Raw genomic sequence first — 19,332 nt, 5'->3', positions numbered from 1 at the left:
TTGCAATTGGGCCCCGCGGCGCCGCTGGTGTCGCCCTCGTCGTGGCTGCGGTTCTCGTCGGTCCGGGTGAGGGCCCGGGCGACGCGCAGCAGACGCTGTGCCGCCTGCTGAAGGTGCGGGGCGAGTTCGGGGGTGCCGTGGATGGTGTCCTCGGGGCCGAGGTCGATGCCGCAGGAGCTGCTCGGCGATGTGCTGGGGGTGGTCGGCGGCCAGGTCGAGGGTGCTGGTGTGGTCGTCGACCGGGTGGACGCGGTCGGGCAGGGACCAGGTGCGGGCGCGCACGGTGGCGGCGTCGGCCGGGACGGTGGCGTGGATGGCGTAGCGGGCGGGGGCGGCGGCCAGGCGCTCGGCAACGTATGCGGCCGCGTCCGGGGCGGGCAGCTCGCGAGGGGGGACGCGGTGGCCGGTGGGGGCGGGGTCGGTGAGGCGGTCCACGCGGAACAGCCGCCACGCGTCGTCCTCGGTGTCGTCGGCGACGAGGTACCAGACCGGGTCGGCGGCGACCAGGGCGTACGGCTCGACCCGGCGCGATCCCGTCTCGCCGCTGCCACGGCGGTAGGTGAAGGTGACGGTTTCGTGGTCGCGGCAGGCGGCGGCCAGCACGGCGAGGGTGGCAGGGTCGGCCGTGGGGCCGGTGCTCCACGGCACCGGCAGCGGCGTGGCGGCCTGGAAGGTGGCGACCTGGTGGCGCGGCCGGACGGGCAGCACCTGTTCCAGCTTGGCCAGGGCGCGTGCCGCGGTCTCCTCGATCCCGGCGACGCCGCTGGTGGCGGTGCGCAGGGCGACGGCGATGGCGACCGCCTCCTCGTCGTCCAGGAGCAGGGGCGGCAGATCGGCACCGGCGGCCAGGCGGTGGCCGCCTGCGGTGCCGGTGCTGCCCTCGACGGGGCAGCCCAGGTCACGCAGCCGGTCGATATCGCGTCGGATGGTGCGCAGGGTGACGCCGAGACGGTCGGCGAGCTCGTCGCCCGTCCAGGTGCGGCGGGTCTGGAGCAGGGAGAGCAGGCGCAGCATGCGGGCGGGCAGGTCCTGGCTCATGGCATGTCCTTGCGCATGCTGTTCTGCTGTTCAGACTGCCAGGCATTAGTGACACGAGGTGTCCTAAAGGGGTCCTACGGTCGATGTCATGGGCAGTCGCCGACCGCCCGGCGCCTCGAAGAACCGGCCCGGCGGCTCGAAGAACCGGCCCGGCCGCGGTCCGCGCCGCACAGCGAGCCCTCCGCCTCGTGGGCCTGGCCTTCCGGCGAGGCCGGGCCCGCCCCGCCCCCGGCCGACCTGCCCCTCCCCAAGGACTGATCGTCATGACCACCACCGCTTCCACCGCCACCGCCACCGTCTCCTCGCACGCCTTCTGGGCCCCCGACGGCCGGGCGCTGGCCGACTTCTACGCCGCCGCTCTCGGCTGGAAGGTCACCCAGGAATACCCCGACGAGCACGGCGTGCCCACCGCGTTCCTCGTCACCGACGGCGCCACGGTCTTCGTCTTCTACACCGCCCAGCAGTTCACGGCCCCCGACTGGCCGAAGGACGAGCTGCCCTTCCACCTCGACCTGGCCGTCGACGACCTCACGGCCGGTGAGAAGCGGCTGCTCGAACTGGGCGCCACCAAGCCCGACCACCAGCCCGGCGGCGAACACTGGACCGTCCTGCTCGACCCCTCCGGCCAGCCTTTCTGCCTCAGCGCCCGCTGGACCGAGACCGACGCCTGATCCCTCCCGCCGCACCTCCGCCCAACGTCCCTGACACCTTCGGCGAGGCCGCCGCCGCGGAAAGCTCCATGCGCTCTCCGCGGCGGCGGGGCGTTGGCTCTCACAGAGGACAGCGGGGCGTTGGCTGCCGCAGAGGGCAGAGGTACACGTGCCGCAGTGCGTCAGAAAGGCGATGGCTAGACTCTCGACCATGATCCGCAGCACCGATCTTCGCACCGCACGCCGCTTGGGCGCGGTGTGGTGTGTCGTTGTGCTGTTCGGCTGCCTGTTCGGGGCAGTGAGTGGTGCCGCGGCGGCGGACTCCGGCAGCGGGTGTGGCTCCACTCCGATGGTGAGCGTGAGCGCGCCCACGCACGGGAGCGGACCGGCCACCACCGTGCCCCCATCCGCGGATACGACCGATACGTACGATGCTCCAGGTACGCATCATGCGACCGAACCCGGCGCCGCACGTCTGTCCTCGGCCGAATCCCACGACCGCATGTCATCGACGTGCGCCTCCGGCGCCTGCGACGACTGCCCCCTGCGTTCCAGCTCCAGTTCCCCCGGGCCCCAACTGCCCACGGCGCTGCCCGTGGACACGCTGGCTGTGCCCGCGTCGGGACCGCAGTCCATGACCCGGAGGGCCCTCGTGGCGCCCGGTGGGGCGGACTCTCCCGATCTTCATGCCCTCGGTGTGATCCGGACCTAGGAACGGCCGCTCCGCCCCTGACCGCTCTCCCCGCTCATCTCTCTCAAGCCCAGGTGCTGATCAGCCCTGCCCACGGCGGACCGCAGCAGCGGGCCGCCGCAGAGAGCCGGTGCGAGGACGGTCCCGTTCCCATCCGCCCGTCGAGCACACGGGAGCCTTTCGCATGTCCACTGATATCGCCCCCACAGGCACACCCTCCGCCTCCCCCGCCCCCGCGGCTTCCACCGCGCCCATGACCGCGCGGCCCCTCACCCGTCGATGTCACGCCGCCTTCGCGGAGCGCACCCACGGCTGTGTCGGCATCAGTCCGTTCAACAGCTACTTCTCCGCCCAGCGCGTCCACGACCTGGCCCGCTGGGCACTGACCACGTTCGAGCGCGTGCACTTCTTCGTCCCCGACACCGCGGCGGCACACACCCTCACCGCGCTGGGCCACCCGCCCGAGAAGGCCGCTTGGAAGGCCCGCCGTCAGGGCCAGTACGTACGCAACAAGATCACCAAGGCGCTCACCGCACTGGGTGTCGAGCGCCCCGGCGAGCACATCCTCGACGGCCGGACCCTCGCGGCGAACACCGTCTACCGCGACCTCCTGGAGCAGGCCGAGCGCCGCTACCGCGACGACCCCGACTTCGCCGAGGCATGCCTGGGGGCCTCGGCCTGGGTCCTCGACCGGCGCCTGCCCGACAGCCGACGTCCCACACCCCGCCAACTGCGCTGCGCAGTGCGCTACTTCCTCGCCGAACTGCCGCTCTTCCTGGACACGCCGCGCATCACCGGAGTCGGCACCTCGGTGTTCTGCTACCACCAAGTCCCCGCGGTCCTCGACGACCTGTTCCACCGCCGCCTCGCCCTGCGCCCGGCCCCCACACAGGGCTACGTATGCCTGACCACACCAGAGCGATGACCTCACGCCCCCAGACGACTCCCCGACTCCGCCCCACCAAGGACACCACCATGCCCACGCCCTTCCGCATCTCGCGGACCCGCGCCCTCGTCGCCCTGCTGCTCGTCGGCACCGTGACCGCCTGCTCTGCCGACTCCGACACCTCCAACACCTCCGACAGCTCTGCGTCCAAGGCCACCGAAACGGCCTTCAGCCACGTACACGGTCTCGGCATCGACCCCGCCGACGGCCGCCTCTACGTCGCCACGCACGAGGGGGTCCTCGCCGTGGACAAGAACAACAACGCCAAGCGCGTCAGCGACACCGCCGACTACATGGGCTTCACCATCACCGGCGCCCGCACCTTCCTCGGCAGCGGCCACCCCGCCCCCGGCAGCAACGCCCCCGCCAACCGCGGACTGATCGAATCCACCGACGCCGGAAAGACCTGGAAGACCCGGTCCCTGGGCGGCAAAGTCGACTTCCATTCCCTGGAGTACGCCCACGACACCATCTACGGCTACGACAGCACCGGCGGACTGCTGCGCGTCAGCAAGGACGGCACCACCTGGGACGAGCGCGCCCGGCTCGCCGCCCTCGACATCACCGTCAGCCCCGATGATCCCGACCGTGTCCTGGCCACCACCCAGAACGGCATCGCCACCAGCACCGACGGCAGCAAGACCTTCGCCTCCGGCCGGGAGCCCGCCCTGGCCTTCCTCTCCTGGCCCAAGCCCGACGCGCTGTACGGCATCGCCCCCACCGGCGAGGTCCGCCGCAGCACCGACAACGGAACCACCTGGAAGACGACCGGCACCGTCCCCGGCAGCCAGCCGCAGGCACTGACCGCCGTCGGCGCCGACCGCATCCTCGCCGCGACCGACAAGGGCATCTACGAATCCCGCGACGGAGGCACCACCTTCACCCTCCGCGTCCCGGCCTCCGGCTGAGCACGCGGCCACCAACGGGCCCCGCTCTGAACTCCGCGCCGGGAAAGGCCAGTTCGCGCAGGCGCTCGCCCGGCGGGCGAAGCGTAGGTTCGACGCTGTCCGATCTCCAAGGAGGAGCTGGCATGGCAGACCACATCCACAGGAGGCGGGTGGGGCCCGCGGCCGAGGTCGACGAGGCGGATCACGCGACGCTGAGCCTGGAGAAACAGGAGGGAGGTTACGTACTCAAAGCCACCGACGGCTGCGCCATACCCGAGTACCTCACGGTAGTTGACGCCGAGGGCAGCCCTGTCTGCCGCTACTCGGCAGGTGCCGTCGTACGCAGCTTCTCGGGTGACGACGAGGTCTACAGCGATCAAGTCATGTTCATCCCTTGGGTCGTCCATGAGCCCGATCCCGGCGGTGCCGCCGCGGGTCCGCCGGACAGGCTCTGAGCACTGCCGGCGAAAGGACGGTCAGGACTGGTCCAAGGCCCGTTCGATCGCGCGGCGGGCCCGGCCCGTGGCCGCCTTGTCGTGCTGGAGCTGCATGGCCGCGTTCAGCGCAAGGCCGGCGGCGACGATCTCGAACAGCGCCTGGTCGATGTCGAATCCGGCGGGCAGTTCGCCGTTCTCCACCGCCGCGGTCAGGTCTGTTCGCAGCTGTTGCCGCCAGCGTGACCACACCTCGGCCACCGCGTCGCGGACCCGGCCGGGGCGGCCGTCGTACTCGGTGAGCGCCGCGGTCATCAGGCAGCCGCCGGGCAGCAGGGGTTCTTCGAGGTAGCCCACGGAGTTGGCGCACACCGCGCGCAGCCGCCGCAGCCCCGGGGGCTCGGCCAGTGCGGGCTCGACCACCCGGTGCCAGAAGTCCACGAACGCCTTGTCCAGCGTGGAGATCTGCAGCGTCTCCTTGGTGCCGAAGTGCTTGTGCACCCCGGACTTGCTCATCTCCAGCTCCTCGGCGAGCCGGCCGATGGTGATGCCGTCAAGGCCTTCCGTGGAGGCGATCCCGGCGGCACGGTCGAGGATCCGGCCCCTGGTGGCCTGCGCTTCGGCCGCTGAGCGTCGTGGTGACATGCGGCGAGGATAGCGTACGACCGTTCTCTATTGTTTTAGAGTACGACCGTACGCTAATGTCCGCCGCAACCACTGGGGCGGACGAAGGAGTGCGAGATGCGAGTGCGACGACTGGGCTGGGCCGGACTGGAGATGGAGGCAGGCGGCGAGCGGCTGTTGATCGATTACGTGCGGGACCTCTCACCGCTGTTCACGGGGTGGAAGCCCGGCGAGGGTCTTGCGGTGCCGAGCGGGAAGGCCACCGCCGCACTGGTCACCCACCTGCACCGGGACCACACCGACGCGTCCGCGCTCGCGGACGCGCTGACGCCGGGGGCACCGGTGCTGCGACCGGCGCCCGGCCACGGCGACGACGTGGACAACGTGACGACGCTGGCCGCCGAGCGCGAGCTGGCCGTGCACCGGCTGGCCGCCGAGGTCGTGGACACCTGGTCCACCCGTGAAGTCGGGCCGTTCAGCGTCACCGCGGTCCCCGCCGTCGACGGGCTCGGCGACCCGCAGGTGAACTGGGTGGTGCAGGCCGACGGGCAGCGGGTCTTCCACGGCGGCGACACCATGTTCCACGGCTTCTGGTGGCGCGTCGCGCGCCGGTTCAGTCCGTTCCACGCGGTGTTCCTGCCCGCCAACGGCGCGGTGGTCGACGCACCGCACCTGCAGCCGCCGAGCCCGCTGCCCGCCGCCCTCGACCCGGGGCAGGCCGCCGCGGCCGCGGAGATCCTCGACGCCCGGTACGCGGTGCCGATGCACTACGAGACGGAGCAGCCGGACAAGATCGCGGGCTACGTCGAGAACTCCGACCCGGAGCACGAGTTCCGCACACACGCCGGACGGCGCGCACGCGTGCTGGCCGTCGGGGAATGGCTGGACCTGGCCACATGAACGGAGGCTCCGGGGCCTCCATGTCCTACCCAGGATGTCGGCGGTCGATGAGCCGAGGTGGGAGCGTCCGTCATCTGCCGTCCGGCGAAGGCGGGTGCGGGGCCGCGGGAGGCTGCACCGGCTCAGGCCTGAGGGGAGCTTCAGCGGGGGCGCGCCATGCCTGGATGAGCTGGCTCAATCGACGGGCCGGTGTCTCGTTGGGGATGAACAGGACGACCGCGACCAGGACGAGGGTGCCTGCCGTGAGCGTTCCGGTCATCCAGGCGGAGAGGCCGCCGCGGGCCGTGGCGACGGCGAAAGCGGCCGCCGCACCCAGCACGCTGCCGATGCGGGCCGCGGTGCTCACCATGGTCGTTCCCGGAAGGCTGTTCGGTGGAGCGTCCACGACAGCCTGGGTGTGCTGAACAGGACTCGGAGCGTGAAGCGGGCGCGGGTGCGACGGGTGGGAAGAGTGGCGTTCTCGGCGTGCCATTCCTCGCGCCATCGTGCGCGTGTCGGGCCGGGAAGCAGCAGGGTGAGCACGGAGAGCGTGCGCGCGGTGAACGCCGCGGTGGATGTGGGCTGGAGGACGCCCGAGGAGAGGTCGTGCAGTTCTCGGCTCACGTCGGTCAGGCCTGCCGCGCGGGCCAACGGTGCGAGGACGTCGAGGGTTTCACGGGCGACGCGGTAGCGCCTGGTCGGGGCGACGAACGCGATCGTACGCATGTTGTGCAGCCGGTCGGCGAGGCGGATGGCGAGCACCGCCTCCTCACGTGTGGGCTGGAGCGACGTCGGCCTCGCCGTGCCGAAGTGAAGGGCGGCGAGCGGGATCGCGCTGAGCTTGGCGGTGCGGACGGCCGCGATCAGATCGGCTGTCTCCTGCCCGAAGTGCTCGGACACGCGGCCCGGCGGGCAGGGGCTGTCCTCGATGTCGTGCAGCAGAGCCGCGCAGATCACGGGTGCCGGCATGCCGAGGTCGGCGACGATGGCGGCGACGGTGAGGCAGTGGGTGAGGAACGGGTCGCCGCTGCGGCGGGTTTGGCCCGCGTGCCAGATGGCGGCCTCATCGTGGGCGTGCCGGATGAGCGAGGTGTCGGCGTCCGGGTGGTGCATGCGGACGACGGTCAGGATTCCGTCCAGGGACGGGGTGGCGGAGCGGCGCTCGCCCGCCGGTCGGGGCGCCAACCGGCCCCGGGCCCTCATGACACTCCCCCGTCGGACAGTTGGACGGCCGGACGGGCGGCCCAGCCCGGCAGGGGCTGTTTGCGGGCGCGATAGGTGCGGGCGAGGGCGTCCCGTGCGCGTTCGGCACCGTCCTCGGTGATCCGGTAGAAGCGGCGGCGCGGGCGACCGGCCTTCTCGTGCACGGCGGGGTCTTCCCAAGTGCTGTCCACCCAGCCGACCTGTTCCAGGCGGGCAAGGATCGGATAGATCGTGCCCGACGGCAGCCTCGCCAGCTCGCACAGCTCGAGGCCGTAGCGCTCCGTGGCGGGGTCTTCCAGCAAGGCCCTCAGCACCAGTTGAGTCTGCAGAGTCATTCTCGGACTACCCATACTCGTACTCTACATAGCCTGTATACGAGGTGTCTAGAGCTAGGCGCGCGGGCCGCCCGCCGGTCTTGACCCTGCCGCCGTCTCGTAGCCCATCGGCACCGCGTACCGGGCGCCGAGGATCTCCGCGGCTGCAGGTGCGGTGCGTCGACCACCGCGCCGCTGGCGGTCGCGGCCGCGTACAGGCTTCCTGCCAGAGAGGCACGTGACGTGAGTACACGAAGCACGAACGACCTGGCCTCGAAGACGAACGCCCCGGCGGGCACCTCCGCCCGTGCCGTCAAGCGCACCCAACACGGCATGTGTGTCGCGGGCGTGGGGCCCACGTGGACGTACCGAGGTGACGATCACTCCGCTGATCTGGGTTCCCTGCGCTGGTTGGCGTGGAAGCGCGCCTTCTTCTGACGATTCCCGCACGTGTTCATGTCACACCATTTGCGGGTGCGGCTTTGACTGGTGTCGAAGAAGGCGGCTCGGCAGGTCGGTGATGCGCACAACGCGAGCTTTCCGTCCCGTTCGCCCGCGATGATGCCGATCGCGTCGGCGGCGATCACGCCGAGGGCATCTTCCACGCAGGAAGCCGGGCTGAGCCGCCATTGCCGCTTGCCCTCGGGCGTCAGGATCGCCGCGGCCCGACCCTGAGCACTGCGGTCATTGATGACTTGGACGGCAGTTGCAGGGAGAGCGTCCCCGACCGCGGCCGCCGTCGCGGCGGCGTGAATCGACTCCCTCAGTTCCCTGGCGAGGTCGAGCTGGGCGGTGGTGCAGGAGTCCACGGCGAGGCCGCTCACTGCCAGCCAGTCGACGAGTCGATGCGGCACGGGAATGCGCTCCACGGCGTCGCCATGACGCTCCGACAGAGTCCCCGTGAAGCTGGTCGCCAACACGTTGCCGAGGCGGAAGTCAGGGAATCCGGCGCGCATGGAACCACCTTAGCTGGTTGCTGTGTGGCTCAGAGAGCTGCTAGAACCGTCTTAGCCGGTTCCGCGATGGCCAGGAGGTCTCATGTCCCGTCCAACCAGCGACGTGCAAGCATTTGAAGCCCACGCAACCGACGCCGACCTCGACGATCTGCGCGCGCGGCTGGCCGCGGCGCGACTGCCGGAGGCCGAGACGGTCCATCGCGCCGCGCCCGGCCCTCCCCGATGGGAACAGGGCGTCCCGCTCGCCGACCTCGTCGATGTCGTGAACTACTGGCGCACCGGGTACAACTGGCGGTCGTTCGAAGAGCGCCTCAACCAGATCGGCCAGTTCCGTACGACCATTGATGATCTGGGAATCCACTTCCTGCACCGCCGATCCGCGCGCGCGGACGCCACTCCGCTGATCTTGACGCACGGCTGGCCGGACAGCATTGCCCGGTTCATCGATGTGGTGGACGAGCTGGCAGATCCGAAGGACGCAGCCGCACCGGCGTTCCACGTCGTGGTCCCTTCACTGCCGGGCTTCGGCTACAGCGACAAGCCGGCCACCACCGGGTGGGGAACCGAAAAGATCGCGGCCGCATGGGTGGAGCTGATGGGAAGGCTCGGCTACGGCAGGTTCGTGGCCCACGGCGGCGACTGGGGCGGCAACATCACCACGGTTCTCGGCGGCAGGTTCCCGGAGCACGTGCTCGGCATCCACACGACGTTCGCGGAGGGGCCGCCCGGTCTGACAACGGACGGGCTGACGGCGGTCGAGCGCACATGGGCCGAGGAAACCCGCGATTTCTGGCGCCATCGCGCGGCGTACGCGAAGCAGCAGGCGACCCGACCGCAGACCATCGGCTACTCGCTCGTCGACTCACCGGTCGGGCTCCTTGCCTGGATCCTCGACAAGTTCGCCGAGTGGTCGGACACCGAGGACAGCCCGTTCGAGACGATTTCCAGGGACCGCATTCTCGACGACGTCACCCTGTATTGGCTGACGCGGACCGGCGCGTCGTCGGCCCGCATTTACTACGAGAGCCACAACTCGCTCGATCCCGAACTTCGGGTCACCGTCCCGTCAGCGATCACTATGTATCCCCGCGACGTCGAGAAGTGTCCGCGCCCCTGGGCACAGGCGCGGTACCGGCAGATCGTCCGCTGGGGGTCGCCCGAACTCGGAGGACATTTCCCGTCGCTGGAGGTTCCCGAGCTTTTCGTCAAGGACCTGCAGGAAGGCCTCGCGGCAGTGCTGGCCGCCGATCGGTGAACGCGGGGTGTGACCGTCGTCGTACCGGCACGGCCCACGACCCGGCCCCACTGACATCGATCGGGTGCGGCCCCGAGGCGAGCAGCGGGTGTAAGTCCCAACTCCCTGGCCTACGCTGAGGTATGGCACGCGCAGGCCGCCTTCGTCCAGTCGTTCTCGCGGCGGCGGGGATGCTGGTGGTCGTCTCATGCACCGACCGGCCGACCACGTCAGCTCCGACGTCGGCCGCTTCGAGTACTGCGGCCTGTCGGCCCGGCCCGCGAAGCACCAACTCCGGAACCGGGCTGGTGGAAGTCGAGGGATCGGGCCGGAAGGCCACCTTGTGGGCACTGGTGTTTGGTACGTCCGACATCAGGCGGGGCGAGGAGGTCAAGGTCGCCTTGCGGATGGCCGGCGCCGGGCAACTCTCGCTCCGCGCGACCGGTCCCGGCGCTGCCACCCTGGGCCCGGACTGGGGCCCCGAACCGCACGGCTCGAGCAACTGGCATCGCCCCGGTGACGAATGGGGCACCGGGTGGACCTTCCCGACCCCCGGCTGCTGGACCATCCACGCAACCCGCGCCCAGAGCGGCGACGGCGAGGTCAGTTTCGACGTCGCCGCCTGACGGGCCCCGCCTGCACCCCCACGTCCGCGCCCTCCGCCACGCCCCTCTCCACCTCACCAGCGCATTCCAATTGGTCGGGTTCCCCCACGTCATCGGAACGCTGTGGCCCATCGACGACCGCCTGGCCGTCGAGATCGCCGCGTCCTTCTACACCCGTCTCTCCACCGGGGAACCGGGAACCCTCACCCCCGAGCACGCCGCCACCGCTCTGCACCACACCATCGAGGCGGTGCACGATCGCTACCCCGCGACCCCCTCGCTGTGGGCCGCCCAGAGGACGGCACCTGAGCCGTACGGGCACCGCTCAAGGACCGGCTACCGCAGGCCACTTGCCAGCCGGTGGCCCGGGAGAGGGCCTCACTCGTCCGGCGTGCCGTCCACCGCTGCTCGCCGGTGGGGTCGCGCTCGTGGGCGGGTTGGGCGTACGACGGCACGTCGCGACATCCGCGCGCAGCCCTGGCACAGCGTGACCCTCGTGACCCGTACACCCCCGGACTTCCTGATGCCGCGCACGCGATGCCCCTCACCGGTCGAGGGCCTGGAGGCGGCGGGAGATCCGCGCGTGCTCGGTGAGCATGTCCCGGACGTGCGGGAGGGTGAGCCGCCCGTCCTCGACGATCGGCCTGCCGTGCACGAGCGTGTGCCGCGGCCGCACGGGACCGCAGCGCAGCCATGCCTCGACCAGGTCGGTGTGCGCTCCGGCGAAGGCGATCTCGTCGAGTTCCCAGACGACGAGGTCAGCGGGCCGCCCGGCGCGGATCCGTCCGAGTTCGTCGGCGCGGCCGAGGCAGGCCGCCGACCCGACGGTGGCGATCTCCAGGATGTCGCGGGCGGTCATGGACGCGGAGCCGCCCCGGCCTTTGGCCACGAGCAGGGCAGTACGCGCCTCGAGCCACAGGGAGGCGTGGTCCGTCGACGCCGAGCCGTCGCAGCCGAGGCCGACCGGAACCCCGGCCGTCCGCAGGTCCTTGACCCGCGCGGTGCCCGCGCCGATCAGCATGTTGGACGAAGGGCAGTGCGCGACGCCGGTACCCCACTGCCCGAGCCGGGCGATCTCGTCGTCGTCGGGATGGACGCAGTGCGCCACCCAGGAGCGGTCGCTGCCCCAGCCGACGTGCTCGAACTGCTCGACGGGCCGGCGTCCGAACTTCTCCAGGCAGAAGGTGTCCTCTTCGCGGGCCTCCGCGAGATGGGTGTGCAGGCGCACATCGAGCCGCTCGGCGAGTTCGGCGGTGGCGGTCATGAGCTCGGGCGTCACGGAGAACGGGGAGCACGGGCCGAGCGCGATCCGCACCATCGCACCCGGTGCCGGGTCGTGGTGGGCCCGCACGGCCCGCTCGCAGTCGGCGAGGATCTCGTCGTCGCTCTGGACGACGGAGTCCGGGGGCAGCCCGCCGTCCTTCTGCGACAGGCTCATGGAGCCGCGGGCGGGATGGAAGCGCAGGCCCACCTCGCGCGCGGCGCGGATCTGGGCGTCGATGAAGCCGGGCCGGGGGTGGACGTAGAGCAGGTCGGTGGTCGTGGTGCAGCCGCCGAGGGCGAGTTCGGCCAGTCCGACCCACGTGGACACCTCGATGGCCTCCTCGTCGAGGTTGGCCCACACCGGGTACAGCACGGTGAGCCAGTCGAAGAGTTCGACGTTCAGGGCGGGCGCGAAGGAACGGGTGAGGTTCTGGTAGATGTGGTGATGGGTGTTGATCAGACCGGGGGTGACAAGGCTGCCGCGGGCGCTCAGTGTCCGCGTGGCGGCGGGCTCCTCCCCCGGGCGCCCGACGGCGGACACCAGGCCGTCGCGGATCGCGACCCAGCCGCCCGGGATGTCCGCACGGTCCAGGGTGACGACAAGTTCGGCGTCGCGTACGAGGGTGTCGGCGGGGGCGTCGGTCATGGTGGGCACTCCTCGGCGGTCGCGTCGTGGGACACGGCGTACGGCGCGCGTCGCGTGAGCGAGTACGCGCCGCGCCGCGATCCGCGGATACCGCGAAGGATGCCCTGACTCGGCCGCGGCATCACGCGTCTCCCCGACACACGTCGCCGGTGGCCGGGACTCGACGGTGTACGCCGCGAGGCGGGCGTCGACCAGATCGCGGGCAACTCCGCGGCACTGCCGCCGCGGTGAGGGTCTGATGGGCCTGGCACCCGGCGGCGTAGGCATCGGCGCCCCCGCCCACGCGCCGTCCGCAGGATTCCGGATCAGGTTCTGAACACGGCTCGGCAGAGGGCGAGTCGGGCGCCGGAAGGCACTCGTGTGCGGACTCCGGTTCATCCTTCCTGCACGACTGGGTGCCGTACGGAAATTTCTCAGCCCTGGAGCCAGCACCGTTCGCACTTGACGATGTACCGTCATGAATGAGCGTTGGTGGCACGGCGCGGAATGGAGCGGCTCATGCCCGGTCTCCTGCACCGAGTTGGCATCTCGACGACGCACTCCGCCCGGCGGACGACGCCATTCCGGGCGCCCTCCTCGCCTGCAGCAGGCCGACGACGTCACGTTCCGGTCCCGGCACGGCACCCCTACCGCCGCCACAACGGTTCAGCTTCCGCCAACCCCCCTGCCCGACCGGCGAGTTGGGCCCTCACCAGCACCCCCCACTCTCGGCTCCGGACGGAGCCGAGCCCTTACGCAACCGAAAGGACAACGATGCTGCACTTCAGACGGCTGGCCATAGCCATCGCGACCGCAGCGGCCGCCTTAACCATGGCACCTGCGGCGAACGCCGTGTCCGCCCCGGATACGACCGCGACCGAGACCACGTCCGCCGTGGTGACGCTTCGCTACGACGACAGCCAGGCCAGGGGCTGGGAGACGGCGATCTCTGCCGGAGTCGCCTCGTGGAACGCCAACGTGGAGAACGTCAAGCTGACCGAGGCCCAGCCCGGCACCCGGGCCGAGATCCAGATCGTGGCCACCACCGGCTGGCCGCAGGCCACCATCGGCCCGGTCCGGCCGGGCGGCCGCGGCCGAGTCGAGCTCGGCAGCCAAGCGGTCACCCAGGGATACGACAAGACACGCATCGCCGCCCACGAGATCGGCCACAACCTGGGCCTGCCCGACACCAAGCCCGGCCCGTGCTCCCAGCTCATGTCGGGCTCCACCGCGGGCACCAGCTGCAAGAACGCGGTACCCGACGCGGCCGAGCAGGCCCGCGTCGAGAGCTTCTACGCCAACGGCGCCGCATTCCACATCCCGACTGACGGCCGCCTGATAGTCGACGCGCCCTAGCCACTAGTACGTCCCCGGCGCACCGGTGCCCGGTCATGAGGCCCATGGCCGGGCACCTCGAGGGGCGGGGAGCAACTGGCCTCGCTCTTAGTGGGTGTTCTGCGGGTGTTCGGCAGAGTCGTAGTGCTTGAGGGCTGGTTGTCCGGTTCGAGGGCTTCCCGGCCGAGGCTGCCTCGCCGAGACCGGCCTTACGATCACCGGCCACCTCCCGACCCCACACCGAAAACCTCAGGAGGAGGCTCGGATATCGCGGGGTACGGCGTCGAGGTATTCGGTGATGGCCCGGTGGTTCTTGGTGAGGAATTCGATTTTTTCGGCCATGCGGTCGCGTTCGTGCTCGAGCGTTGCGACCATGTCTGGCGTGACGTAGGGCATGTGGATCGTGCGGGGGGTGTTCAGGCAGGGCAGGATCTGCTTGATGATCCGTGTGGGCAGCCCTGCGTCGAGCAGGCCTCGTACCTGGAGAACCCGGTCAACGACGTACTCCTCATAGTCCCGGTATCCGTTGGGCAGTCGATCTGAGGCGATCAGTTCCTGCTCCTCGTAGTAGCGCAGCAACCTCACCGGAGTCCGCGTGCGCGTCGACAACTCACCGATCCGCATATCCCTCTCCTCGCCCTCTGTGGCTGGCGTTGCGTGACTCAGCGGACACCGATTTGACCCTCACACTAATGTCACCCTTCGATCATAAGGCCATGACACGAACACGTGCTGTGCCGTCTCCCTCGATAACGAACGCCCGGCTCCCACTGGCGGGTCTTCTGGCCTTGGCCGCCACCGGGTTCATTACGCTCCTGACCGAGACGATGCCCGCCGGGTTGCTTCCCGGGATGAGCCGAGACCTGGGTGTGAGCGAGAGTGCTGCCGGGCAGAGCGTCACCGTCTTCGCGATCGGGGCGATCCTCGCCGCGATCCCGCTCACCAAGGCGACGATCGGCTGGCCGCGCCGACACTTGCTGCTGGTGGCGATCGCAGGATTCGCGATCGCCAATACCGTCACCGCGCTCTCCGAGAGCTTCGCACTTACGCTAGCCGCCCGATGCCTCGGCGGCATCGTCGGCGGGTTGCTCTGGGCGCTGTTGGCCGGGTACGCGGTTCGGATGGTTCCCTCACATCAGCGCGGCAAGGCAATGGCGATCGCGATGGGGGGCGCAATCGTTGCCCTGTCCGTCGGAGTTCCTGCTGCGGCGTTTCTGGCCAAGCTCGTCGAGTGGCGATACGCGTTCGGGATCATGACCGTCCTCACGCTCGCGTTGATCGTGTGGGTCGTCGCGGCGGTGCCGAACTTCCCCGGACAGCCCAAGGGCTCACGGCTCCCGCTCACCCGTGCCTTCCGCATTCCCGGCGTAGCGCCCGTGCTCTTCGTGACCCTCACGTTCGTGCTCGCCCACAGCATCCTCTACACCTACATCGCCCCGTTCCTCAAGCCGCTCGGCATGGCTGGTCAAGTCGACGCCGTGCTGCTCACCTTCGGTCTGGTGTCGCTGGTGAGCATCTGGATCGCCGGAGCGCTCGTCCATCGGCGCCTGCGCCTCCTCATGATCCTCGCGTGTGTGCTCTTCGCGACATGCGCGCTGCTGCTCGGCATCTTCTCCGGCGTGCCTTCGCTCGTCTACGCCAGCGCGGCGCTCTGGGGGCTCGCGTTCGGCGGCACCTCTACCCTGTTGCAGACCGCAGTCGCCGAAGCAGCAGGCGACGCCGGCGATGTCGCCCAAGCACTCCTCACCACCGGATGGAACGTCGGAATCGCCGGTGGTGGCATCATCGGTGGCATCGCCCTCAGTGGATTGGGTGCATCCTGGCTGAGTTGGGTCACGCTCGCACTGCTCGTCCCTGCACTCGCCACTGTGCTCGCGGCACACAAATACGGGTTCACCAAGGGAGAGCTCGGCAGCCGCTAAACCACCGCTGCCCCTGACTGAGTGGGTGTTCTGTGTTGTTTCGCTGGACTTCAGGTTGAGTTGGGGGCCGGGGTGGCCGGTGCGGGCCGGGCGGGGGTGAACAGGCCGGGTTCGGGTTCGGTGAGGATGTCGCGGTCGACCAGGCGTTTGGGCTTGGCGCGGACGCTCTCGGTGTGCCGCGGCTCGGTGCCGATGCCCAGGATCTCGCAGATCTCCTTGACCCGGAGGCCGTGCCCGGCCTGCTCGAAGGCGGCGAGGACCTCGCGGTAGCCGGGCGGCAGCGGCTCGGGCGGTTCGATGCCGTCCTCGGCGGCCACTTCCAGCATCGTCTCACGGGTGATGTCCAGGCGTTGAAGGGTGCGTTCGGCCGCGGCAAGCTGTTCGGTCAGGAGCGCGATCTGCTCACGCAGGTGCCCGGCTGTCTCGCGTACCAGCTGCTGCCGGGCCTCGATCTTGTCCAGGAGATGCTTCATCGAGGCTCCTGCCCGTCGGGAGTGCAGGGTGCTGGGCGGGCGGGTCGCGCCAGGTCGTGGTGGTGGTGCGGGTCAGACGGCGGAGCATGACGCCGGTCATGGACCAGTGGATCCACGCCACTGAACTGGCCGGCCTGCTCTCGTAGTCACGCACGAGACGCCTGTGCAGCATGAGGGTGCCGAGCGTCTGCTCGACCACCCACCGCTTCGGCTCCGGCGTGAACCCCCTTCATCCCCGGATCGCGCTGAACGATCTCCACATCAATGCCGAGACGGGCGCCGTGCTCCACGACGGTCTCCTTGAACCCGGCGTCCACCCCACGCCTTCGTCACCGCCGGCGCGGCGCGAGCGACCTTGTCCAGCAGGGCGGTTCCGATGGCGTTGTCGTGCACGCTCGCGGCGACGACAATCACGGCGATGACCAGGCCGAGGACATCTGTGGCGATGCCTCTTTTCCGCCCCGGGCTCCGTTTGCCCGGATCCAGCCCGGTCGTCTCCTTCGGCGCGTTCACCGAGGCCCGCACCGTCTGGGAATCCAGCACGACAGCGGTGGGGTCCTCGCGCCGCCGACGCATCTCCCGGGCCAGGCACGCAGCAGCTCGTGGATGGTCTCGGCGGTCCCGTCATCACGCCAGAGGCCGAAGTAGTAGTACACCGCACTCATGGGAGGCAGGTCATGGGGCAGGTAGCGCCACTGGCAGCCGGTCCGCGCCTGATACAGCAGCGCGTTCACGATCTCCCTCATCGCGTACTGGCCCTCGTGCCCGCTGACCGAGGGATGCCTCGCCTTCCACGCAGTGATCACCGGCCGGACCAGCTCCCACGCCTCATCCGACAGGTCGCTCGGGTACGGCTCGCGTCCGTCCACACTCACAGCGCACCGCACCCCCGGCTGACCGGGAAGCCCTCGAACCGGACAACAAGCCCTCAAGCACTACGAATCTACCGAACACCCGCAGAACACCCACTTAGGGTGATGCGCCCGTACTGTGTCTCAACGTAGATTCACCCAATGCAGATAGGACAGTTGTTGGGCTCTGGGCGCAGTGCCGATGTGTTCGAGCTCGATGACGATTGGGTGCTACGTCGCTATCGCCATGGCGGCGACGCCGCGGCAGAAGCGGCCGTGATGGCGCACCTCTCGGCGCGCGGTTTCCCGGTCCCGGCCGTACGTTCAACGGGCACGCCCTCAGAGCTCGTGATGCAGCGGCTGTCCGGGGCGACGATGTTGCAGGCGTGGAGGGACGGCGCGATCACCGAAGAGGATGCGGCCGCGGTGCTGGCCGAGCTGCTGCACCACTTGCATTCGGTCCCGGCCCGGGTCTCCGCCCTTCCCGAAGACCGGATCCTTCATCTCGACCTGCACCCGGACAATGTGATGCTGACGCCGCAAGGCCCGGTGGTGATCGACTGGTGCACTACGGAGGAGGGCCCGCCAGGGTTGGACTGGGCGATGTCAGCTCTGATCCTCGCGCAGGTCGCGGTCGGCCCGTCGACCGAGGTGGCGGCAGGAGCCCGTTCGATGCTGACAGCCCTCATGGGGCATGCGGGCACCTTTGTGGATCTCGGTGATGGGCAGGCCGGTCCTCTCGCGCAGGCCCGGGCGAGGAGGGCCGCCGATCCCAACCTGAGCTCCCAGGAGCTGGCACTTCTGGACGATGCGGTGGCCCTGGTGAGCTCACGCAGAATTGTGGCCATGACCGTCTTCTCGTGCAGTGCCTGTCAGCAGCGAATCACTTCCGGCCTCCGGGAAGTTCCCCTGCCGTCTCCCGTGACGGAGGACGTGCCGGGACACAGGTTTCTGCCGTCCCTGATGCCGCGCGGGTCGTATGCGGTCAGCCCGCACACCGGCGTGTTCGTCCTCGATCCCGACGACATTTCGGGGGTGGCCAGGCACCCTGACCGTGGGCGCCTCAACGGCTGTTGTGGGCTCGACGGCTTGGACGGTCCCCATCTCGTGTGCGATGCCTGCGGAGCCGAGGTCGCGACCCAGCAATCGGATTGCTGGTCCCAACAGCTCGTCGCGCTGATCCCCGACGCGGTGACCATGGCCGTTTCGTCCTCCGCCTGAATTCGTGGAACGAGCACCCCGTCGGCAGGATGTCGGCCGGTCGGCGGGCTGTCGGTGATCCGTAGGCGATGTGTCGAGGGCCGTTGGAACTGTGAGCTGTAGGTGCCGGGCTGTCCTGTAGGGCAGCCGCAGCCACAACCGCAGCCACAGCCGCCTTCAACAGCGAGGGAGCCTCGCCTCCATGTCGTCCACGTCCTCCACCCCGCCCTGGGATGTTCACCGGCTGCCCCGTGCCGATGGCAGCGTCTTCCTGGTCACCGGCGGCAACGCCGGAATCGGGTACTTCGTCGCGGAGCAGCTGTCCACGACCGGAGCCACTGTCGTACTGGGCAGCCGGAATCCCGCGAAGGCCGACGTCGCCACGGCCTCGATCCGGTCGCGGGTCCCTGGTGCGCGGGTGCGGGTCGTACGGCTGGATCTGGCCGACCTCTCGTCGCTCAGAACAGCGGTGGAATCACTGGGCGTTGAGCACCTCGACGCGGTGGTGCACAACGCCGGTGCCGCGCTCGACGCCCCGCCGCGCCGGGAGACCGGGGACGGTCACGAGCTCATGTTCGGCACGAACCACCTCGGGCACTTCGCGCTGACCCACTGGCTGATGCCGCTGCTGTCGGCCGCACCGGCGGCCCGCGTCGTGACCATGGGCAGCTTCGCGGCGAAGTCCGAGCGGCTCGACCTCGACGATCTGCAGTCCCGGAACGACTACCGGCCCAAGCGCACCTATGGGCGTTCCAAGTTGGCGCAGATGCACTTCGGCCTCGAACTCGACCGCCGCCTGCGTGCCGTCGAGAGCACGGTGGCCAGCGTGGTGGTCCATCCCGGCGGCGCGCTGGACTCTCTGACCCCGTCACGGCCGCCGGTCCATGTGCGGACCGCTGGTGCGCGGCTCTGCGGGGCGCCGGCCGCTCTCCTCGTCCAGGGCAAGCACGCCGGCGCGTGGCCCGCGGTCCGAGCGGTGCTGGACCCCGCCGTGCGCGGAGGGGAGTTGTGGGGGCCGCATGTCCTCGGTCTGCGGGGCAGGCCCCGGCGTGAACGGGCGTGGAACCACCTTGCCGACGCCTCCGTAGCGGCGCGGTTGTGGGACGCCAGCCGTGATCTGACGGGTGTCGACCTCGGCATCGCCTCCTGACCTGCCGCCTTCTCTGCGCCCGATGGTCGGTGCCGTGCTGCGCGGCGTAGAC

20 protein-coding genes and 2 pseudogenes are annotated in these 19,332 nt (G+C 70.0%); 12 read left to right on the top strand and 10 right to left on the bottom strand.

From position 1 onward, the window contains the following. Positions 1-1,038, bottom strand: a 1,038-nt coding sequence (locus tag ACFWZ2_RS08540) for a helix-turn-helix transcriptional regulator (protein ID WP_384543702.1), incomplete at its 3' end; no start/stop codon positions are given. A 263-nt stretch (positions 1,039-1,301) separates the two neighbouring features. Between ACFWZ2_RS08540 and ACFWZ2_RS08535 the strand changes: the two genes are divergently transcribed. The 4 genes from ACFWZ2_RS08535 to ACFWZ2_RS08520 all read left to right on the top strand — a co-directional run bounded on the left by ACFWZ2_RS08535 (position 1,302) and on the right by ACFWZ2_RS08520 (position 4,667). After that, on the top strand, positions 1,302-1,709 hold the full coding sequence (locus ACFWZ2_RS08535) for a VOC family protein (RefSeq protein WP_384543700.1): 408 nt from the start codon (positions 1,302-1,304) through the stop codon (positions 1,707-1,709). Between the two features lie 923 nt (positions 1,710-2,632). Further along, on the top strand, positions 2,633-3,304 hold the full coding sequence (locus ACFWZ2_RS08530; RefSeq protein ID WP_384543698.1) for a tRNA-dependent cyclodipeptide synthase: 672 nt from the start codon (positions 2,633-2,635) through the stop codon (positions 3,302-3,304). Between the two features lie 50 nt (positions 3,305-3,354). After that, complete coding sequence (locus ACFWZ2_RS08525; RefSeq protein ID WP_384543696.1) at positions 3,355-4,233, top strand: F510_1955 family glycosylhydrolase; 879 nt, start codon at positions 3,355-3,357, stop codon at positions 4,231-4,233. A 122-nt stretch (positions 4,234-4,355) separates the two neighbouring features. Continuing rightward, a complete protein-coding gene (locus ACFWZ2_RS08520; protein ID WP_384543694.1) occupies positions 4,356-4,667 on the top strand; it encodes a hypothetical protein in 312 nt (103 codons plus the stop codon). A gap of 21 nt (positions 4,668-4,688) precedes the next feature. Here the strand turns inward: ACFWZ2_RS08520 and ACFWZ2_RS08515 are convergent, their stop codons facing one another. Further along, on the bottom strand, positions 4,689-5,291 hold the full coding sequence (locus ACFWZ2_RS08515; RefSeq protein WP_384543692.1) for a TetR/AcrR family transcriptional regulator: 603 nt from the start codon (positions 5,289-5,291) through the stop codon (positions 4,689-4,691). A gap of 96 nt (positions 5,292-5,387) precedes the next feature. Here ACFWZ2_RS08515 and ACFWZ2_RS08510 point away from each other — a divergent pair, with 96 nt between their 5' ends. Then, the gene (locus ACFWZ2_RS08510; RefSeq protein ID WP_384543690.1) at positions 5,388-6,170 is read left to right on the top strand and encodes an MBL fold metallo-hydrolase; all 783 of its coding nucleotides are present in this window, start codon (positions 5,388-5,390) and stop codon (positions 6,168-6,170) included. 70 nt (positions 6,171-6,240) lie between these two features. Here the strand turns inward: ACFWZ2_RS08510 and ACFWZ2_RS08505 are convergent, their stop codons facing one another. The 4 genes from ACFWZ2_RS08505 to ACFWZ2_RS08490 form a co-directional block, all read right to left on the bottom strand. Further along, positions 6,241-6,519 (bottom strand): hypothetical protein, encoded by a 279-nt coding sequence (locus ACFWZ2_RS08505; protein ID WP_384543688.1) that lies wholly within the window; start codon positions 6,517-6,519, stop codon positions 6,241-6,243. Further along, positions 6,513-7,352, bottom strand: coding sequence for an HD domain-containing protein (locus ACFWZ2_RS08500; protein WP_384543686.1), 840 nt, complete (start codon positions 7,350-7,352; stop codon positions 6,513-6,515). Before ACFWZ2_RS08500 ends, ACFWZ2_RS08505 begins: the two co-directional genes overlap by 7 nt. After that, positions 7,349-7,687 carry a PadR family transcriptional regulator gene (locus ACFWZ2_RS08495; RefSeq protein ID WP_384543684.1) on the bottom strand — a complete coding sequence of 113 codons (339 nt, stop codon included), beginning with the start codon at positions 7,685-7,687 and terminating at the stop codon, positions 7,349-7,351. The genes ACFWZ2_RS08500 and ACFWZ2_RS08495 overlap by 4 nt, the downstream gene beginning before the upstream one ends. A gap of 359 nt (positions 7,688-8,046) precedes the next feature. Further along, a complete protein-coding gene (locus tag ACFWZ2_RS08490) occupies positions 8,047-8,622 on the bottom strand; it encodes a CGNR zinc finger domain-containing protein (RefSeq protein ID WP_384543682.1) in 576 nt (191 codons plus the stop codon). An 82-nt stretch (positions 8,623-8,704) separates the two neighbouring features. Between ACFWZ2_RS08490 and ACFWZ2_RS08485 the strand changes: the two genes are divergently transcribed. The 3 genes and pseudogenes from ACFWZ2_RS08485 to ACFWZ2_RS08475 form a co-directional block, all read left to right on the top strand. Next, on the top strand, positions 8,705-9,877 hold the full coding sequence (locus ACFWZ2_RS08485; protein ID WP_384543680.1) for an epoxide hydrolase family protein: 1,173 nt from the start codon (positions 8,705-8,707) through the stop codon (positions 9,875-9,877). A gap of 287 nt (positions 9,878-10,164) precedes the next feature. Further along, positions 10,165-10,482 carry a hypothetical protein gene (locus ACFWZ2_RS08480; protein ID WP_384543678.1) on the top strand — a complete coding sequence of 106 codons (318 nt, stop codon included), beginning with the start codon at positions 10,165-10,167 and terminating at the stop codon, positions 10,480-10,482. Further along, positions 10,373-10,741 (top strand): annotated as a pseudogene (locus tag ACFWZ2_RS08475) (CHAT domain-containing protein); the annotation flags it as partial. The gene ACFWZ2_RS08480 and the pseudogene ACFWZ2_RS08475, both read left to right, overlap by 110 nt. Before the next feature lie 264 nt (positions 10,742-11,005). Here ACFWZ2_RS08475 and ACFWZ2_RS08470 read toward each other — a convergent pair. Next, complete coding sequence (locus ACFWZ2_RS08470; protein WP_384543676.1) at positions 11,006-12,370, bottom strand: 8-oxoguanine deaminase; 1,365 nt, start codon at positions 12,368-12,370, stop codon at positions 11,006-11,008. Positions 12,371-13,123: 753 nt separating this feature from the next. Between ACFWZ2_RS08470 and ACFWZ2_RS08465 the strand changes: the two genes are divergently transcribed. Further along, the gene (locus ACFWZ2_RS08465; RefSeq protein WP_384543674.1) at positions 13,124-13,705 is read left to right on the top strand and encodes a snapalysin family zinc-dependent metalloprotease; all 582 of its coding nucleotides are present in this window, start codon (positions 13,124-13,126) and stop codon (positions 13,703-13,705) included. Positions 13,706-13,933: 228 nt separating this feature from the next. Here the strand turns inward: ACFWZ2_RS08465 and ACFWZ2_RS08460 are convergent, their stop codons facing one another. After that, a complete protein-coding gene (locus tag ACFWZ2_RS08460; protein WP_384543672.1) occupies positions 13,934-14,308 on the bottom strand; it encodes a MerR family transcriptional regulator in 375 nt (124 codons plus the stop codon). A 92-nt stretch (positions 14,309-14,400) separates the two neighbouring features. On the opposite strand from ACFWZ2_RS08460, the gene ACFWZ2_RS08455 reads away from it, so the two are divergent. Continuing rightward, positions 14,401-15,606 carry an MFS transporter gene (locus ACFWZ2_RS08455; RefSeq protein ID WP_384543670.1) on the top strand — a complete coding sequence of 402 codons (1,206 nt, stop codon included), beginning with the start codon at positions 14,401-14,403 and terminating at the stop codon, positions 15,604-15,606. A gap of 50 nt (positions 15,607-15,656) precedes the next feature. Here ACFWZ2_RS08455 and ACFWZ2_RS08450 read toward each other — a convergent pair whose 3' ends face one another. Both ACFWZ2_RS08450 and ACFWZ2_RS08445 read right to left on the bottom strand, forming a co-directional pair. Continuing rightward, positions 15,657-16,079, bottom strand: a complete 423-nt coding sequence (locus tag ACFWZ2_RS08450) for a hypothetical protein (RefSeq protein ID WP_384543668.1) — start codon at positions 16,077-16,079, stop codon at positions 15,657-15,659. A gap of 40 nt (positions 16,080-16,119) precedes the next feature. Next, a pseudogene (locus ACFWZ2_RS08445) lies at positions 16,120-16,948 on the bottom strand (IS5 family transposase); the annotation flags it as partial. A gap of 144 nt (positions 16,949-17,092) precedes the next feature. Here ACFWZ2_RS08445 and ACFWZ2_RS08440 point away from each other — a divergent pair. Beyond that, positions 17,093-18,151, top strand: a complete 1,059-nt coding sequence (locus ACFWZ2_RS08440) for a phosphotransferase (protein ID WP_384543666.1) — start codon at positions 17,093-17,095, stop codon at positions 18,149-18,151. A gap of 181 nt (positions 18,152-18,332) precedes the next feature. Then, the gene (locus tag ACFWZ2_RS08435) at positions 18,333-19,280 is read left to right on the top strand and encodes an SDR family NAD(P)-dependent oxidoreductase (protein ID WP_384543663.1); all 948 of its coding nucleotides are present in this window, start codon (positions 18,333-18,335) and stop codon (positions 19,278-19,280) included. The last annotated feature ends 52 nt before the right edge of the window (positions 19,281-19,332 follow it).

This window comes from Streptomyces sp. NPDC059002, from assembly GCF_042740435.1.
Classification (GTDB): domain Bacteria; phylum Actinomycetota; class Actinomycetes; order Streptomycetales; family Streptomycetaceae; genus Streptomyces.
The sequence above is the reverse complement of the archived record's forward strand: the minus strand, read 5'-3'. Positions and strand labels throughout refer to the sequence as shown.

What these genes read in the sequence shown, in the direction of transcription:
- ACFWZ2_RS08520 (WP_384543694.1), top strand. Translation starts at nt 4,356, where the DNA reads ATGGCAGACCACATCCACAGGAGGCGGGTGGGGCCCGCGGCCGAGGTC.
- ACFWZ2_RS08500 (WP_384543686.1), bottom strand. Translation starts at nt 7,352, where the DNA reads ATGAGGGCCCGGGGCCGGTTGGCGCCCCGACCGGCGGGCGAGCGCCGC.
- ACFWZ2_RS08505 (WP_384543688.1), bottom strand. Translation starts at nt 6,519, where the DNA reads ATGGTGAGCACCGCGGCCCGCATCGGCAGCGTGCTGGGTGCGGCGGCC.
- ACFWZ2_RS08510 (WP_384543690.1), top strand. Translation starts at nt 5,388, where the DNA reads ATGCGAGTGCGACGACTGGGCTGGGCCGGACTGGAGATGGAGGCAGGC.
- ACFWZ2_RS08440 (WP_384543666.1), top strand. Translation starts at nt 17,093, where the DNA reads ATGCAGATAGGACAGTTGTTGGGCTCTGGGCGCAGTGCCGATGTGTTC.
- ACFWZ2_RS08465 (WP_384543674.1), top strand. Translation starts at nt 13,124, where the DNA reads ATGCTGCACTTCAGACGGCTGGCCATAGCCATCGCGACCGCAGCGGCC.
- ACFWZ2_RS08525 (WP_384543696.1), top strand. Translation starts at nt 3,355, where the DNA reads ATGCCCACGCCCTTCCGCATCTCGCGGACCCGCGCCCTCGTCGCCCTG.
- ACFWZ2_RS08515 (WP_384543692.1), bottom strand. Translation starts at nt 5,291, where the DNA reads ATGTCACCACGACGCTCAGCGGCCGAAGCGCAGGCCACCAGGGGCCGG.
- ACFWZ2_RS08460 (WP_384543672.1), bottom strand. Translation starts at nt 14,308, where the DNA reads ATGCGGATCGGTGAGTTGTCGACGCGCACGCGGACTCCGGTGAGGTTG.
- ACFWZ2_RS08535 (WP_384543700.1), top strand. Translation starts at nt 1,302, where the DNA reads ATGACCACCACCGCTTCCACCGCCACCGCCACCGTCTCCTCGCACGCC.
- ACFWZ2_RS08435 (WP_384543663.1), top strand. Translation starts at nt 18,333, where the DNA reads ATGTCGTCCACGTCCTCCACCCCGCCCTGGGATGTTCACCGGCTGCCC.
- ACFWZ2_RS08450 (WP_384543668.1), bottom strand. Translation starts at nt 16,079, where the DNA reads ATGAAGCATCTCCTGGACAAGATCGAGGCCCGGCAGCAGCTGGTACGC.
- ACFWZ2_RS08490 (WP_384543682.1), bottom strand. Translation starts at nt 8,622, where the DNA reads ATGCGCGCCGGATTCCCTGACTTCCGCCTCGGCAACGTGTTGGCGACC.
- ACFWZ2_RS08455 (WP_384543670.1), top strand. Translation starts at nt 14,401, where the DNA reads ATGACACGAACACGTGCTGTGCCGTCTCCCTCGATAACGAACGCCCGG.
- ACFWZ2_RS08485 (WP_384543680.1), top strand. Translation starts at nt 8,705, where the DNA reads ATGTCCCGTCCAACCAGCGACGTGCAAGCATTTGAAGCCCACGCAACC.
- ACFWZ2_RS08470 (WP_384543676.1), bottom strand. Translation starts at nt 12,370, where the DNA reads ATGACCGACGCCCCCGCCGACACCCTCGTACGCGACGCCGAACTTGTC.
- ACFWZ2_RS08530 (WP_384543698.1), top strand. Translation starts at nt 2,633, where the DNA reads ATGACCGCGCGGCCCCTCACCCGTCGATGTCACGCCGCCTTCGCGGAG.
- ACFWZ2_RS08495 (WP_384543684.1), bottom strand. Translation starts at nt 7,687, where the DNA reads ATGACTCTGCAGACTCAACTGGTGCTGAGGGCCTTGCTGGAAGACCCC.